The sequence below is a fragment of the Methylovirgula sp. 4M-Z18 genome (genome assembly GCF_037890675.1).
Lineage (GTDB): Bacteria > Pseudomonadota > Alphaproteobacteria > Rhizobiales > Beijerinckiaceae > 4M-Z18.
Window position 1 is genome coordinate 3,958,331 of the sequence record NZ_CP149574.1, and the last position, 16,075, is coordinate 3,974,405.

General features: G+C 57.7%; 14 protein-coding genes and 2 pseudogenes. 3 read left to right on the forward strand and 13 right to left on the reverse strand.

Annotated elements, in window-relative coordinates:
* Positions 1 to 120 precede the first annotated feature (120 nt).
* Positions 121 to 567, reverse strand: coding sequence for a host attachment protein (locus V9T28_RS18230; RefSeq protein ID WP_158554873.1), 447 nt, complete (start codon positions 565 to 567; stop codon positions 121 to 123).
* Between the two features lie 214 nt (positions 568 to 781).
* On the reverse strand, positions 782 to 949 hold the full coding sequence (locus tag V9T28_RS18235; protein ID WP_199500225.1) for a hypothetical protein: 168 nt from the start codon (positions 947 to 949) through the stop codon (positions 782 to 784).
* 177 nt (positions 950 to 1,126) lie between these two features.
* On the opposite strand from V9T28_RS18235, the pseudogene V9T28_RS18240 reads away from it, so the two are divergent.
* Positions 1,127 to 1,842: pseudogene (locus V9T28_RS18240) on the forward strand (IS630 family transposase); the annotation flags it as partial.
* Positions 1,843 to 1,936: 94 nt separating this feature from the next.
* Here V9T28_RS18240 and V9T28_RS18245 read toward each other — a convergent pair.
* The 11 genes and pseudogenes from V9T28_RS18245 to V9T28_RS18295 form a co-directional block, all read right to left on the reverse strand.
* A complete protein-coding gene (locus V9T28_RS18245; protein WP_116402164.1) occupies positions 1,937 to 3,097 on the reverse strand; it encodes an acetate/propionate family kinase in 1,161 nt (386 codons plus the stop codon).
* Positions 3,094 to 4,500 (reverse strand): bifunctional enoyl-CoA hydratase/phosphate acetyltransferase, encoded by a 1,407-nt coding sequence (locus V9T28_RS18250; RefSeq protein WP_245424200.1) that lies wholly within the window; start codon positions 4,498 to 4,500, stop codon positions 3,094 to 3,096. Before V9T28_RS18250 ends, V9T28_RS18245 begins: the two co-directional genes overlap by 4 nt.
* Before the next feature lie 71 nt (positions 4,501 to 4,571).
* Complete coding sequence (locus V9T28_RS18255; RefSeq protein WP_116402165.1) at positions 4,572 to 5,387, reverse strand: universal stress protein; 816 nt, start codon at positions 5,385 to 5,387, stop codon at positions 4,572 to 4,574.
* A 330-nt stretch (positions 5,388 to 5,717) separates the two neighbouring features.
* Positions 5,718 to 6,446, reverse strand: a complete 729-nt coding sequence (locus V9T28_RS18260; RefSeq protein ID WP_116402166.1) for an ABC transporter ATP-binding protein — start codon at positions 6,444 to 6,446, stop codon at positions 5,718 to 5,720.
* A complete protein-coding gene (locus tag V9T28_RS18265; protein WP_116402167.1) occupies positions 6,439 to 7,665 on the reverse strand; it encodes an FtsX-like permease family protein in 1,227 nt (408 codons plus the stop codon). The genes V9T28_RS18260 and V9T28_RS18265 overlap by 8 nt, the downstream gene beginning before the upstream one ends.
* Entirely contained in the window at positions 7,662 to 8,942 is a 1,281-nt protein-coding gene (locus tag V9T28_RS18270) for an efflux RND transporter periplasmic adaptor subunit (RefSeq protein ID WP_116402168.1), read from the reverse strand. Before V9T28_RS18270 ends, V9T28_RS18265 begins: the two co-directional genes overlap by 4 nt.
* A 784-nt stretch (positions 8,943 to 9,726) precedes the next feature.
* A complete protein-coding gene (locus V9T28_RS18275; protein WP_116402169.1) occupies positions 9,727 to 10,347 on the reverse strand; it encodes a helix-turn-helix domain-containing protein in 621 nt (206 codons plus the stop codon).
* A gap of 168 nt (positions 10,348 to 10,515) precedes the next feature.
* Positions 10,516 to 10,899 carry a response regulator transcription factor gene (locus V9T28_RS23390; RefSeq protein WP_116402170.1) on the reverse strand — a complete coding sequence of 128 codons (384 nt, stop codon included), beginning with the start codon at positions 10,897 to 10,899 and terminating at the stop codon, positions 10,516 to 10,518.
* Positions 10,900 to 10,998: 99 nt separating this feature from the next.
* A complete protein-coding gene (gene fixJ / locus V9T28_RS18285; RefSeq protein ID WP_116402171.1) occupies positions 10,999 to 11,625 on the reverse strand; it encodes a response regulator FixJ in 627 nt (208 codons plus the stop codon).
* Positions 11,594 to 13,480: a PAS domain-containing sensor histidine kinase gene (locus tag V9T28_RS18290; RefSeq protein WP_116402172.1), complete on the reverse strand. Its 1,887-nt coding sequence runs from the start codon at positions 13,478 to 13,480 to the stop codon at positions 11,594 to 11,596. Before V9T28_RS18290 ends, fixJ begins: the two co-directional genes overlap by 32 nt.
* Before the next feature lie 451 nt (positions 13,481 to 13,931).
* Positions 13,932 to 14,039 (reverse strand): annotated as a pseudogene (locus tag V9T28_RS18295) (alcohol dehydrogenase); the annotation flags it as partial.
* A 47-nt stretch (positions 14,040 to 14,086) separates the two neighbouring features.
* Here V9T28_RS18295 and V9T28_RS18300 point away from each other — a divergent pair.
* Positions 14,087 to 14,473, forward strand: a complete 387-nt coding sequence (locus V9T28_RS18300; RefSeq protein ID WP_116402174.1) for a universal stress protein — start codon at positions 14,087 to 14,089, stop codon at positions 14,471 to 14,473.
* Between the two features lie 163 nt (positions 14,474 to 14,636).
* Positions 14,637 to 15,953: an NRAMP family divalent metal transporter gene (locus V9T28_RS18305; protein WP_116402175.1), complete on the forward strand. Its 1,317-nt coding sequence runs from the start codon at positions 14,637 to 14,639 to the stop codon at positions 15,951 to 15,953.
* The last annotated feature ends 122 nt before the right edge of the window (positions 15,954 to 16,075 follow it).

A 16,075-nucleotide genomic window follows, 5' to 3' on the forward strand; every position in this document is an offset into this window, starting at 1 on the left:
GATAAGCGCTTCCATAACGATCGCAAGCATAGCGCGGCCACGGTTTTGTCGCAGCAGGGCCGCTTTGATGCTTTCAACGCGACATGACAAGGTCGGTCGGGAATGATCTATGGAAAAATATCAATGCTCAATGAGCAGCTTCTCGATTTCATCAATGGGATGTTTCGTCAAGTCCTTGCCAATCTCACTTATGATATGGGCCCTTGTCGCATCATTCAGATGAGCCCGTAACGTGGCCAACATTTTGGGCGGTGCCACCAGAATTATCGGATGCGGACGACCGTCGTCTTGCAGTTCCTCGATCTCCCGAGCGATGCGTTCGGCGAAATGGATCGCAAATTGAGCATGCCAATCGGTCTCCGCCACAGCGCTGATCGGTCCTTCGTAATTCCGCAGCCGGCCAGGCCGATCGGTGCCCTGCTCCGCAGACCGTTTATTTCGCGGTGCGAGGGTCACGTGATCCATCCTAAGAGCTGGAAACACCGCATCACCGTCATTGCGTAGGAAAAGTGCTTTCTGGCCGTCACAGACCACTATCCAAGCCGCTGATGGAATGGTGAGTATCATAGAACCTCCAAGGCCAATTCGGCACGCTGCATTTGACTCCATTGAAACAAGGAGTCGGTCGCCCCATAGAGTGCCGCACCACCGCGTTCTGTTACCCCTCGCTGGCAATTTGAGCGATCGCCAATTACTCGCGAAACGTAAGCTTCGCAAAGCGGTACCTTTGCTTGTCGACATTTAACCGCGGGCGCATCCATTTCGCCGTCCGCATCAACGGTTAGTGTTCTTTTTGGCGTGGCCATAGAGCAATAGCGGCGACAAGGGCGACGAAAAGCAGCATGCCGGACACCGCCTGGATTATGGGAAAATTGACGGCATCTCTGGCAACGAATAGCGCGGCGATCATACCTGCAAGTAACAATAGAATTCGAACGATCCAGGCCACAACTTTGCCTCCAATTGCTCGGACACTCATCAAGATTAATAACGCCCGAGATTTTTCTTACATTGATTCAAATCAATACGGGCGGGACGAATTATACCAAGGGCGTTGATGGCTGACTCTTAGGGGATTCCCAAGATGCGGATTTTCTGACTCATTGAAGTTGCGAGGAGTCGCGCGATGGCAGCGGCAGTGAAGCTACGGGACGGCTATTCAGCGGAGGAGTTGCGCGCGCTTGCGCACCGCACCAAGGACGTCGATCAGAGCCGACGCTTATTGTCTTTGGCAGCAGTGCGCGACGGTATGAACCGTGAAGCGGCGGCCAAGAGCGGCGGCATGGATCGGCAGACACTGCGTGACTGGGTGTATCGGTTGAATGCCGCGGGGCCTGACGGACTCTCGACAATTGGACTACAGGCCCAACCCCGCGCCTTTCAGTGGCGCAACTCGCGAGTTCGCACAGATCGTCGAGGCCGGTCCAGATCGTGAAAAAGATGGCGCCGTACGTTGGCGCCGCATCGATCTTCAGCGCGTCAGTGCTGAAAAGTTCGGCGTCGCGTTCCATGAGCGTTACGTCGGAACGCTTCTGAAGAGGCTCAGCTTTTCTCATATCAGCGCACGGCCGCACCATCCTGCGCCAGATGGGCGGACCGTCGAGGCTTTCAAAAAAACTTCCCGAATACGCTGAAAGCTCACCTGGCGGGTCTGCCGAAGGATACGCCGATCGAGATCCGGTTCCAGGATGAGGCCCGGATCGGTCAGAAGAACGGCCTCGTGCGCCAATGGGCCAGGTGCGGCACTCGCCCCCGCAACCCGCCGACCAGCGCTATGAAAACGCCTATCTGTTTGGCGCGATCTATCCCGCCCGCGGCGTGGGCGCTGGTCTTGCTCTCCCTCATGCCAATAGGGACGTTCGGAACACGCCAGTGGGCTCACATCGGTCAGCCCTCATGACCGTTGGTATAACAAGCTATTTCCCCATCTGGCCCTTCAGCCAATGAGCGCGCGCACTGCGCGCGCGATCGGCAGCTCTTCGTTCGTGGCGATGACATGAAGCTCGACGGGCGAACCGTCCACATGGATGCGCGCCTCACCCGCCGCATTGCGTTTTGGATCGACCCGCGCGCCGGTCCAAGCAAGCCCGTCGCTGATCCGTTGCCGCAAATAAGATGAATGCTCACCTATCCCCCCTGTAAAAACAAAGGCATCAAAGCCGCCCAACACCGCGATCAACGAACCGGCCTCGCGCAGTACCCGATAGACGAAGAGATCGAGCGCCTCCTTGGCACACGGGTTCTCGCTCGCCTCGAGTTCACGGATGTCGCCGCTGAGGCCAGAGACTCCAAGCAGCCCCGAGCGATTGTTCAGCAGGTCGGCGGTCGCGTCGTAGCCCCTTTCCCGCACGAGCGCGAGCACGAGGCCGGGGTCGATGGCGCCGCAACGTGTCGACATGACCAGGCCGTCCATGGCGGTGTAGCCCATTGTCGTTGCGACGCTGCGCCGCTCCCTTAAGCCGCAAAGGCTCGCCCCATTGCCAAGATGGGCGACGATGATGCGTCCTTCGCCACGAGCGCCCATTTTCTGTGGCAGCACGCCGGCAATATATTCATAGGAGAGCCCGTGAAAGCCATAGCGCAGCATGCCTGCATCGGTGAGCTCTCGTGGGATGCCGAAGATCTGTGCAATATGCGGCTGGCTCCGGTGAAAAGCCGTATCGAAGCAGCCGACCTGCGGCAATCCGGGCCACGCCCGTGCGAGAGCGCGGATCCCTGCAAGATTATGTGGTTCGTGCGCCGGTGCGAGAGGCGAGAGACGGTCGAGCTTCGTGAGAACGTCTTCGCCAAGCCGGATGGGCGCCGAGAAATCGCGCCCGCCATGAACAATACGATGGCCAGACGCGACGATCTCGACAGCCGCGAGCCCTTGCCATTTGTTCTCGAGCCAGGCGATTACCTCCTCGTGGCCCCCGTTCTCAGGCGGCTGTCCCCAATCAATATGGTCGACCGCCGATTGAGGAGCTAAGCGGAGCCGCGTCCCTCGGCGAAGATTTGCCACCTCTCCCCTCAGGAGAGGATCTAGCGTTTCGGCTTCGTAAAGCGCGAATTTGAGACTGGATGAACCAGCATTGAGGATCAGGAAGGCAGATTTCAAGGTCGGTTAATCTCGCGGCTATGGACGAAGAGCCGCATCAGCGCGCATGACGCGATGCGCGAGAGCGCGCTGTCGGAGCGGCTCGTGAGCACGATAGGGACCCGCGCGCCCAGAACCAAGCCTGCGGCCTCCGCTCCCGCGAGATAAATGAGTTCCTTGGTCAGCATGTTGCCCGCTTCAAGGTCTGGCGCCACCAGGATATCGGCATTTCCGGCAACATCCGAGACAATATGCTTCGTCCTCGCTGCGGCCATGGATATCGCATTGTCAAGGGCGAGGGGGCCGTCGAGAATGCCCCCTTCAATCTGACCGCGCTGGGCCATCTTGCAGAGAGCGGCGGCGTCAAGTGTCGAGCGCATCTTCGCGGAGACCGTCTCGACCGCAGCAAGGATTGCGACCTTTGGGGGGACGACCTCAAGTGCCCTGCATAGGTCAATCGCGTTCTGAACAATATCGCGCTTGTCCTCAAGCGTCGGAGAGATATTCACCGCCGCGTCTGTGACAAAGAGCGGCTTCGGATAACGCGGCACGTCGATGACGAAGACATGGCTCATGCGGCGATCGGTGCAAAGGCCGGCGTCGTGGGTGACGACCGCCGCCATCAATTCATCCGTGTGGAGCGCGCCTTTCATGAGGGCCTGGACCTTGCCGTCCCGAGCGAGCTTTGCCGCCTCGCTCGCAGCGGCGTGGCTGTGCGGCACTTCGACGATCTCGATGCCGTCGAGATCGCGGCCGGCCGTCGTCGCAGCCCCTTCAATCTTTGCGCGTGGTCCGATCAATAAGGGAGTGATCAATCCGGCATCGCGGGCATCGAGCGCTCCGGCAAGCGACAATTCATCGCAAGGATGAACGATTGCGGTCCGGATCGGCGGAAGTTTGCCTGCGCGCTCGATCAGAAGCCGAAGTTTCCGGCCAGGCTCTTGTCGGTCCACCTCCGCCAGCACATGACAAGGTTGTCGTACTTTCTCAGCCAGCGCGACAACGTCAAGCGTACCGGCGATAACGACCTCGCCATGTTGGTTTGTGCATTCGCAAGTCAGGACCACATGCCTATTCTGCGGTCGCTTTTCCGTCACCCTGACATTGGCGGTGATCGTATCGCCGACCGCGACCGGTTGGCGAAACTCGAGCGATTGCCCAGCATAGATCGTACCGGGCCCGGGCAGCTTTGTGCCGAGCAGCGTTGAGATCAAAGAAGCGCCCCAGACGCCTTGCGTGACAATATGGTGAAAACTGTCGTCTTTCGCGCAAATCAGATCGGAATGGTCGGAATTGACGTCTCTCGACGCGACAGTGAACGTTTCGATATCTTGTGGGCGCAGGACGCGCTGAAGCTTCGCTGTATCCCCGATTTCGATCTCGTCGAAAGTTCGGTTCTCGATGATTTGGATTGGCGCCGTCACCTATCTCCTCCTCTCCGCCAAAGGGCCCCAAGCGATACACGCTCATGAGACCATTGGGAAACTGTACGGCCTCAGCGCGACATCAGCACAGGGATTGTCATGCATTCCAGAATGGTGCGCGTCGCACCGCCCAAGAATGCCTCGCGCAGACGGGAGTGACCATAGGCCCCCATCACGAGAAGATCAGCACCGACATCGGCCGCATGGGATAGAAGGGTATTGCCGATGTCGCCTGTGCTCGGCGTCTGCCTAAAGACGGCATCGACCCCATGACGCGCCAAATGCCGCATCAACGTCGCCTCGTCGCACGGCACGGACGATTTTGTAACCACCTCGACGATCTCGACGTGGTTGGCCCTGACGAGCAATGGTAAAGCGTCGTCGAGGGCCCTTGCGGCCGGCGCACTGCCATCCCAAGCGACGAGTATAGTCTTGAGGCTTGGCGGGGTGGTTTGAATATTAGGCACGAGAAGAACGGGCCGCGCAGCCTCAAAAATTGCAGCCTCGATCATGCGGGCGCGCTCTCCGATCTGTTCTCCGTAAGCCTGCTCGATGATGATCAGATCGAAGAGACGCAACGTTCGATTGAGTCTCCCGATCTCGGCCTCGTTGCTCTCCTCAAGATGTAGGGCATCGACTGAGAGCCCCTGTGCCTTGCCCTGCGATTGCAGGCGGGTGACGGTCGTCACGATCGCTTCGCGTCGCTCTTCGCGTTCAGCAAGAATCAAATCGTACCGCAATTCCGCCATGGAATATGTGGCAAGTGCGGTTTCGACATCAACGAGAAACAATGTCAGATGCGCATCGATCAGTTTGGCCAAAGAGAGTGCGTAGGAGCCGGCCTCTTTTGTGCGTGCATCCACGATAAGCGTGAGATCTTTCAACATGACATGCTCTTTCGATTGCAGAGAGACTGGATTACGCTTTCGACTTCAAGACCACGATGGGCGGAAGCGCTTAGTCGGCGCCTCAAAGACCTGGTCAACCGGACTTCAAATTGTCTTCGACAGCCCAAACGCCTGGCACCGGCCCAGCGGCCAATGTTGATATTCTTGCGCATTTTGAAAACGCAGCGATTGATCTGGAACAAGGAGAATGCCGATCATTCCAAAATTGAGAGCTAAATTTGCACTCTCATTCATTCACTTTGGTTAGATTCCTATCAAGCGAGGCGTTTAACGTCCGATCCAGGGCTGCGACGATTACCGCGACGACATTTACGCCTGCGGCACCGTCAGCGCTTCGCGATCTTTTGTGGCGGTATTTGCACTCACTCGCCCATCCACCACTTCGACGATCCGATCGCAGCGGCGCGCGAGATCCATATTATGCGTGACAATTAGAAAGCTCGTACCGCTGGTACGATTAACCTGCCGCATCAGTTCGAAAACGCTGTCGGCGGATTTCGTATCGAGATTGCCGGTGGGTTCGTCCGCGAGAACGAGATCTGGCTTCATCGCAAGGGCACGGGCGATCGCGACGCGCTGCTGCTGGCCACCGGACATGTTAGTGGCGAGGTTGTGCGCAAACTTTTCCAAACTCACTTGCTGCAGCAGCTCGAGCGCCCGTCGCTCGATTGCCTCGCTCGAAAAGCCCCGATCAGCGAGCAGCGGCATCATCACATTTTCCTGCGCTGTGAAGGCGGAGATCAAATAGTGGTACTGGAAGACAAAGCCTATGGTATGCCCGCGCAAATGGGTAATTTGGGCATCAGACAGTTGGCTCGTATCTTGACCATGAATAAAGAGCGCGCCCCGGGTTGGACGGTCGAGCAAACCGATAATATTAAGCATCGTACTTTTGCCCGAACCCGAGGGACCGATGAGCGCGACGAATTCACCGGGCATCAGGCTAAGATCAATATTGTGCAGCACTTCCACCTCAGTGGAAAGCCCGACATTATAGGCTTTGCAGACCTTTTCGAGAGTGAGAATCGGCTCAGCCACGGATCGCCACCACAGGATCGAGTTTCGCGGCGCGTAGGGCAGGCGCGGTGGCTGCCGCAAGGCCAGTAATCGTCGCGAGAATGATTGTCGAAATAAAGAGGCTTTGCTCCAAGATCAGCGGGAACAATTCTGAACCGTCGAGCTGGCGTTCCACGGCATGCCAATAGATGGCGGCGCCGGCGCCGGCCGCGCAGCCCACTAACGAACCAAGAAAGCCGAGGAGCCCACCCTGCAGTAAGAAGACGCGCATGATCTGTCCACGCGTCGTTCCCATAGCACGCAGGATGCCGATGTCCTTGGAACGCTGGACAACCGACACAACCAGCACCGCCGCGATACCGAAGGCGACCGAGAGCGCAACGAAAATGCGAATGAGAATGTTGGAATTGCGTTGTGCTTGCACGGCTGCAAAAAATTGAGCATTGTTTGTTATCCAGCTATCAGCCTCAACATAATGCGATGCGCCGATCTCCTGCGCGAGATCTTGAGCGCCGTAAATGTCGCGCACCGTCAAGTCGATAGTGGTGACATCGCCGACCGCGCCAAGAAGGGATTGTGCGGCGCGCAGGGCCACATAGGCGTTGCGCTCATTGACGCCCTTGTTGCCAAGGTCGACCAGGCCCGTCACGGTCAACGACAGGGAGCCGCCATTTGATGTGGTAACGATTATCTTGTCGCCGATGGACGCGCCGAGGTCCTTTGCCAGCTCCGTACCAATGACAATATCCTGGCTGGTTAGACGCGCCTGCCCCGCGACGATATAATCTCCCAACGGCACGATCTTGAAGTATGACGATGGATCGACGCCCGCCATGGAAATGGAGCGGCTGGCTTGCCCGCGCACGGCCAGAGCCGATCCAGTCATGGTGGGTGAGACCGCAATAACCTCCGGCATGGCCAGCAGGGCATCGCGAATCCCTGGCCATTGATCGATGGAAATGATGCGCTGCGCCGGGCGCTCCACCGTTGCATCCTCGAATTCGTGTGGGCTGCCACGCAAAGGCCGCGCTATTTGTTGCGGCGGGATAAGTTGAATATGCGGCTGCGAGGTCAGAACACGTTTGATAAAATTGGCTTCGAGTCCTGCGAGCATTGCCGACATAAAGACGATGACGCCGACGCCAATCGCAATGCCACCGGCGATAAACGCTGTTTGAAGCCGGCCCTCCCGCAGAAAGCGGACCGAGGTGATCCATTCGAAAGGTAGCCAACGGTTCATGAATCAATGGCTCGTACTTTTTGGCCGTTGAGCACGCCAGCGGTCACAGGAATGACAGGGGCACCAGGCTCGAGACCGTCGAGAATTTCCACTTGAGTATTGCCGCGGATGCCGAGTTTCACCCGACGCCGGACGGCACGACCGTCTTTGATCGTGAGGACCCACGGTTCTTGCGTGAGAATGTCGTGCACGTCGCGGCTGCGCAGCACATGCGTCGCATTGCGTCGCGCCACTTCAACATCCACTGACACAGTCATGTCCTGGACAAGATATTTGGCTGGATTGACGACATCGAGCTTCACCTCGACGGTGGCTCGGGAGATGTCTACGCCGGGATTGATGTAACTGACGATCGCCTCGAATTTCTGATCGGGATAGGCATCTGCCGATGCCTGGGCTTTTTGTCCGAGCGCGAGCGCACCGAGGTCCCGCTCGTCCACTTGAAGTTGTAATTGCACGGTGCCTTTCGGTGCGAGAACCAGAAGTGGCACGCCCGGCTGCACCACCGTCCCCCGCTCTACGTTGCGCGTGATCAACACGCCGTCACGCGGCGCGCGGATGGTCGCGTAATCAAATCGCGCCTTGGCGGTGTCGAGATTCGCCATTGCCTGATTGAGTTGCGTCTCGGCAGTGACATAGTCGCTTCCTCCAGGGCTGGTGGAATAGACCTGCAATTCGGCACTGCGTACCTGGGTCTGGGCGATATCAAGATCCCGCCTGGCGTCATCAAGTGACGCGCGGGTGGCATAGCCGTCCTGGGCAAGCTTGGCGGTGCGATCATAGGTCTGCTGCGCGTCAAATTCGGTGGCCTGGGCCTGCTTGAGCGCTTCCTTCGCGGTCGGCAGGGTCAATTCCACCAATTGTCTCATACGCGTCCGAGCCTGATCGAGCGCGCCCTGTGCTTGGACGAGGGCCGCTTTCAGCTCACTATTCTCAAGTATGATGACCTGTTGCCCCTTGGTAACCTCCTGCCCCTCTTCCACCAGGACGTCCAAAACCGTTCCGGTGATTTGTGCGCCGATATTGACGCGATAGGGCGTTAACACATTGCCACTTGCTACCACCGTCTGCACCAGGTCACCACTTTGCAACCGATCGACCACCACGGCGGGACCCAGAAGCACCCGTACGCCTTGCCAAAAGCCAAGCGCCACCAAGACGCAAACCCAAAGTGCGAACCACCGGTGCAGCCAGATCGCGCCGGCCCAGACACGAATGCGGCTCCCCCGTGCCACGGATCGAGGAGCGGCGAGCGCTTGGGTGGAGTTAGAAGACATACACGGATCCTTCAATACGCCTCACAATGGACCGGGCGCGGCAACCGCCGCTATCCGGTAGGGTCCCCAAAGGGAATTTACGTAGCGCCCTGCCCGGCATCGATGTTCCTCGCGTCGAAGACAAGGAGGGCGACCGCTGGATCTGCTCGACGCTTTGCCCGACTATCTCCGGCTTTATCAGCGACACGTATGTCGCGACAGGTTGTAATGTCCAAAGCGCGCGGCCAGAGGGGCGATCATCGCCTCGCGCTGACCGGAACTTGGTGATCGATGTTCTTTACTCGTGACAGATATAATTAATATCAATCATCGTATTCCTCGTTTGTTACCTTGATCCGGATCAAAATCGGTCCCGCCGACTGTGCTTAAAATTCAAACTGTCGGGTCAGATGTGCGTTGCGAGAGACTGTATAACGGCTCTTGTCCATGGCGGGCCAGGTCGAAACTTCCCCGAACGAGAGACGATTTTGGAAATCACTGCTCCAACCGACGTTATTGTGAAGCTCATTAAGAGCACAATCTTCGTCATGGATCGCACTTTTTAGAAAGCGACGTGCCACCTTGCTCAACCGATCAGAGCGCCCATTGCTCCGGTGTTCGCGTCAGCGCCTATGGCACAGAATTAGGGCTGTGATTTAAGGAGTGTTCGGTTCTCGATCATGGCTTTGCCGACGCTGGCCATGCGCATGACAGCCTCCGCGTAATTCGCACTCCAAGATCAGTAGCCTCAAACTTGCCGCACAATCGACGAGATCAAGTGCGCCGAAAATGGTGACAAAGAGTGTCAGGCATTCATGTTGCGCAAGGCTGCCTGACGCTTGATCTTGATCTGTCGAGCCACCAGGATCTCAATGACGCCGCTGTGCTCGAGCTGTGACAAGGTCCGCGAGACCGTTTCGATGGTGAGGCCGAGATAGTCGGCCATATCCTGCCGGCTCATTTCCAGCGTCACATTTTGGCTATCTGGCGAATGTTGCGCCCACTCGGTCAGAAACGCCGCGACCTTTTCCAGCGCCGTCTTGCGCCCGAGTAGCAGGGCATGATCCTGAGCGCGCACCATGTGGCGCATCGCATGCGAGAACATCTGCCGAGCCAGGCGACTATCTTGCGCCGCGCCCTTTTCGAGGTGGCTGCGGCGATATGCGACCAGTACGCAATCGTTGATCGCCTCCGCGGTCAAACGATAGACATCCCCCGCCTCGAGTCCAAAAAGGTCGCCGGCGACATAAAAGGCATTTATTTGTCGCCGGCCGTCACTCAGAAATTTGCAGGTGCGGACCACGCCCGACATCACCTTGAACACGCAATCGGCGGCGTCGCCCTCGCCATAGATTTCGGAATTGCCCGAAAATTGCAAGACAGTGCCAGCCTTCGGACGCGCGGTCTCGATCGTATCGGGAGCCATTTGCGCTCCAGATACGAAAGGGGCGGCAAGATGAGGGGCGAGAGCTGCGGCATGCTGCGTTGCTTTGAGAGCGGAGTGGGCAAACATGGAAATCTCCCGGCTTTGACCTTGGGCTTCCATGTACCTGGCTTCGCTGCATCGCGCTATTCGGTTAGATTCTAAGGGATATTACGTAGTCTGGTTGTTTCGCAAGATGGCCGTCAAATGATCATTCAAGGAGCCGTCTATCAGCGGCTTTTCAACGATATGGCGGACCCCGGCGGCTTTGGCCGTGTCGCGCAGTTGGGGAGTGACCCGGTCGGTGACGAGAATGACGGGCAGATCGCGACCGCGCGATTTGAGATCCGCGACGATGGCAAGGCCGTCGACGCGGGGGGGCATATGCTCGACAACAGCGCATTGGCCGCATGTCAAAAACGGGTGGGCTTTGAGATCGTCGCCGGTGCGGCAAACGTGCACGATAAACCCCTCCGTCTCGAGGGCGAACTTGAGCGAATCCCGCAATGCAGAATCCCTGTCAACGATGAAAATGGTCTGCTGCCCCCTGGTCATCGGCAATATTCCAGGCGTCCTCGTGTGGGTCCAAGTGCGTCAATCTGAACCGGGCCGCCATATACTGCCTTGACTTAACGCAAATGAGGGAAATCGCCGTCAACCAACGCCATTTGGAGCAATATTTGTCGCGAGTGCCATGCGCACTAACTCCGAGAGGCTGCGAGCGCCCATTTTGTTCATCACATTGGCGCGATAGACCTCCACGGTGCGGGCGCTGATGTTAAGATCATACGCGATCGTCTTGTTGGGATGACCGGCAACGAGGCCTTGCAGCACCTCACGCTCCCGCGGCGATAGCGTCTCGAGCCGCGTCCGGATCTGATCGACTTGGATATTGTGGCGCTGGTGTTCGGCATATCGATCGAGTGCCACGACAATGGCCGCGAGCAGAACATCGTCATCGAAAGGCTTTTCGATGAAGTCGACGGCACCCGCTTTCATCGCCTCCACCGCCAACCGCACGTCGCCGTGGCCCGTCATAATGATCATGGGCAAAGCAACACCTTTCTCGTTCAAGTGCCGCTGCAATTGAAGTCCGTCCAAGCCCGGCATACGAATATCGCTCACGATGCAGCCGGGCTGGAGCCCACTGAGTGCGGCAAGAAAAGCCTCCGCCGATTCGTAGGCGCGCACGGCGTGGCCGGCAGTTGCCAGGCAGAAGGCCAGCGATTGCCGCACAGCATCATCATCATCAATCAGATGAATCACGCCGTTCGTTTCCATCCTCGATATCCTCTTTGTTGGTCGCCACCGGCAGCGTGAAGCGAAAAACCGTGCCGCCACCAGGATTCGGCTCGGCCCACAAGCGGCCGCCATGCGCCTCGACAATCGTGCGCGATATCGACAGGCCGACGCCCATGCCGCGGCTTTTCGTCGTGTTGAACGGCTGGAACAATTTGGCCGCGATCTCCGCCGATACCCCCAGTCCGGTGTCCGCGATACCGACCTGCACCGTGCCAGGCGCAGATATGCGCGTCGTAATCTCTAGGTGGCGCGTCTCCATGTCTTGCATGGCCTCGATGCCATTGCGAATCAGGTTGAGCAAGACCTGCTGAATTTGAATTTTCGCCGCATAGACAATGATCGTGCCGGGGGCGAAGGCATAGGTTACACGCACGCCGGTCTCTTTACTGCCAATCAATGCGAGGCTGCTGGCCTCCTCGATCAACTGGGTCAGTTGCTCGAGATTCCGCTGACTTTCGCCCCGCGTCACGAAATCCCGCAATTGGCGAATGATCTGGCCAGCGCGTAACGCCTGCTCTGCGGCGCGTTCCATGGCCATACGCGCTGTGGCGGACGCCTCATTTTGACCGCCGGCAAGCACCCTCTGACCACCCTTGAGATAATTGGCAATGGCGGACAGTGGCTGATTGAGCTCATGGGCAAGGGTCGAAGCCATTTCGCCCAAGGCAGTGAAACGCGACATGTGGATCAGTTCGGCTTGCAAATCCTGGAGCCGGTTTTGCGTCTCCTGCTGTTCTGTCAGGTCGCGAATGAAACCGGTAAAAAGGCGGTGCGCGCCCGAGCGTGCCTCACCAACCGACAATTCCATCGGGAAAGTGGATCCGTCCTTGCGCTGACCAACGACCACACGGCCAATGCCGATGATTTTCCGGATTCCGGTCGCAAGATAGCGGCCAAGATAGTCATCGTGCTGGTGGCGGTAGGGTTCCGGCATCAGCATGCTGACATTATGGCCTATCACGTCCTCCGCTGTATAGCCGAACATCCGTTGAGCCGTCGCGCTAAACGATTGCACCTGGCCGTGCGGTTCGATCACAATCATCGCATCCGGAACCGTATCGAGAATCGAACGCAACTGAGCCTCGCGATCCTCAACCGCCTCCTGCGCTCTCTTGGCTGCCGTAATATTCCGCGCCACTTTCGAAGCGCCCACCAGACGACCCGCCCGATCCAACAAAGGCGAAACTGCCAGGGAAACGTCGATGATCGAGCCATCCTTGTGCCGCCGCTGGCTCTCGAAGCGCTCGACCCTTTCGCCGCGCCTTATTCGGGCAAGAATATCCCTCTCCTCCGCCTCTCGCCCGGATGGTATCAACAGATCAATGGGCTTGCCGACAATCTCCTTGGCGGCATAGCCAAAAATCGTCTCCGCACCGGCATTCCAGTCGGTGACAATTCCTTCGAGTGTCTTGGTAATGATCGCGTCGTCCGACGACGCGACGATCGACGCGAGGCGACTTGCGGTGTAATCGGACGTATGGTGCCTTCCCGCCTCGATCAGAATACCGCTTGCGCCGTTTGCGTCCAGCCTGCCCCGAACGCGCAACAGCTTATGAGGCTCCACACTTTTGTCGGTGTGAAAATGCAGATCGATCTGACCGGATCCGTCCGTCAGATCGTGCAATGCCAATTCGAGCGCCGGCCTGTCTGGCAGCGCGGCACAATGCATAAATGCCGCGCGGCTCACGCGCCCCTCGACGACGCCGAGCAAGTGACAGGCTTGAGGTGAAAAGGAAAAAACATCATCGGATTGCTGCCATCGCCAGAGGCCGAGCCGCGCCGCCTCTATTACCTGCCGAAACGTCTCGGCGGTCTCGATCAATCCTCCTGTCATCCTGTCATCCTGTCCCATTCAAAGCCAAGAAAACCGGCCCGGACGACAAGTCGGGCGAGGTCGAGATGATTGGCAATGAGTATATCAGAATTTGATCGGACCAAAGCAATTATGATTTTTGTGTCGCATCCGGCCATGGGCTGACGACGTCAAAGCCAGTTTCCGCGTCTCATAATAACATGCTTGATCCCGACAGATCGGCCGGGGCTACTCCGTGATCAAGCGATTGACAAATTTGCCGTATTTCTCGCGAAGATCCGTCACATATGTCCTGCGGATCGCCAAATTGCGGGTTGTCTTTTCGTCGCTCAGGCCAGAGGTCCATCAAGGTCGCCAATGTCAATCGGCGCAAATTGCGCAAGCGGTCAGCAGCGCGTCCCGCCGGCTCGCGTCTCGAAACCTCTTCCACGCCGGCCTCCCTCGAACTCGTTCCATGACGTTTCTGGTGCATCAGAATCGCAGTTTCCCATGCGGCGCGATCCTCCCACAAAGACCGATAGGGGAGGCTTGGAATATCGCTCATGCGAATGCCGGCACAAACGACACGCCCACCCTTCCGCCCCATCTGTGCTTTAGCTTCCCGATAGTGCTACCTTTGCTTTCGAAGTGAAAACCATCCTCCTTGCCTGGGATTCGCGCATCGAAGTAACCTGGGCAGCACGCGCGGCTCCTCCCTTCTTGAAAGGCGCGCGGACGATCCACATCGCCTCGGAGAATCCTGAGCCGCAGATCGACGAGTGCGACCTTGGTCGGGGAACCAATATTGCGACCTATCTCACGCGGCACAACGTTTCGGTTACGATCGGCGAATTGCCCACCATGGGCTGGAGCGTTGCCCACGTCCTAATTTGTCATGCCAAGGAGATTGCGACCGATCTCATCGTGATGGGAGCCTACGACCACTCGCGCCGGCGGAAAAGAATTTTTACCGACGTCACCAAGGCGATGCTCAAAGAAATGCCAGCTTCTCTTCGTTGCCGACTAGCTGTGTGAGCAGGTGCGGTTGGGCCTAGAGCCCCGACATTATCATATAAGAGCGATCATGGCGCGATTCTCCTCCGAACCAAGCACGTACACTCGGCGGGCTTGACGTAAGTCAAGGCAAAGACGGGGATTCTCGCGACGATATCTCGCAGTTTCATTTGGGAGTCGATTCATGCACCCCATCGCAAGCGAGCCTCGACCATCGGTTCCGACCAGGATGCTGCGCATCGCGTGGCAGCGCCTCAAAGAGCACCCTCTGAGACACGTCGGCCCGGGACTCATCACAGGCGTTGCCGATGACGATCCGAGCGGCATTGCGACCTATTCTCAGGCCGGCGCGCAATTTGGCTTGAATATGCTGTGGACCATGCCGCTGGCATTCCCGCTGATGGCTGCCATTCAGTTGATGTGCGCACATATCGGCCGAGTCACCGGGAAAGGCCTTGCGGCCAATATCAAGGAAGCCTTCCCACCTTACGTTCTACAAATCGCGGTCTTTCTTCTGGTTATCGCCAACACCCTCAATATTGCGGCCGATGTCGCAGCGATGGGCGAGGTTGCCGAACTCGTGAGCGGCATTAACCGTCATACGATGACATTGGCCTTCGTCCTCCTCACTCTGGGTTTGCAAATTTTTGTCCCCTATCATCGTTATGTATGGTTCCTGAAATGGCTGACGCTTTCGTTGCTAGCCTATGTTGCGGTGCTCTTTACGGTGCATGTTCCCTGGGGCGATGTCGCGGCCCGCTCGCTCTGGCCGCACATCGCATTCGACACAACGACAGCCACGGTGGTTGTGGGCGTTTTTGGCACCACCATCAGCCCGTATCTGTTCTTCTGGCAGGCGTCAGAAGAGGTCGAGGACATGCGCAACCACAATAACGCCAAGTCATTGCTGCAAAATGAGAACGCAGCACGAGGTGAATTGGATCGCATCTCCTGGGATACTTGGAGCGGTATGTTTTATTCCGACATAACGGCCTATTTCATCATCCTGGCAACTGCCGTCACATTAAACGTCGCCGGTGTAACGGATATAGAGACGGCGGCCCAGGCCGCGAGCGCATTGCGCCCGCTCGCGGGTGAGTTCACCTATTTGCTTTTCGCGCTCGGCATCTTGGGTGTTGGCCTGATCGGTGTGCCCGTGCTCGCCGGCTCTGCTGCCTATGCCCTGAGCGAGGCCATGGATTGGCAATGGGGTCTCGAACGCAAGGCCAAAGATGCGCGCGGCTTTTATGGCGTTATTGCGGTCAGTGTACTTGTTGGTCTGGTGATCCAATATTCACCGATCAATCCGATGCGGGCCCTGTTTTGGAGCGCCGTGATCAACGGCGTGGTTGCGGTGCCGTTGATGGCGGTGATCATCGTCCTGGCATGCCGCAAATCAGTCATGGGCAAATATACCGAAAAGATGCCAATCGTCGTGCTTGGGTGGATCGGAACGCTTGTTATGGGCGCAGCTGCGATCATGATGTTTATACCAAGTTGAATATCTGTGAACTCCAAGCTATTCGCGGCACAGCACGAATAGGCATCAAGACGCACTTGCGGATGCGGGCAAGAGTGCACTACGGATGCGAGACAATCCCGAGAGATTGCCTCTTCGGAAGA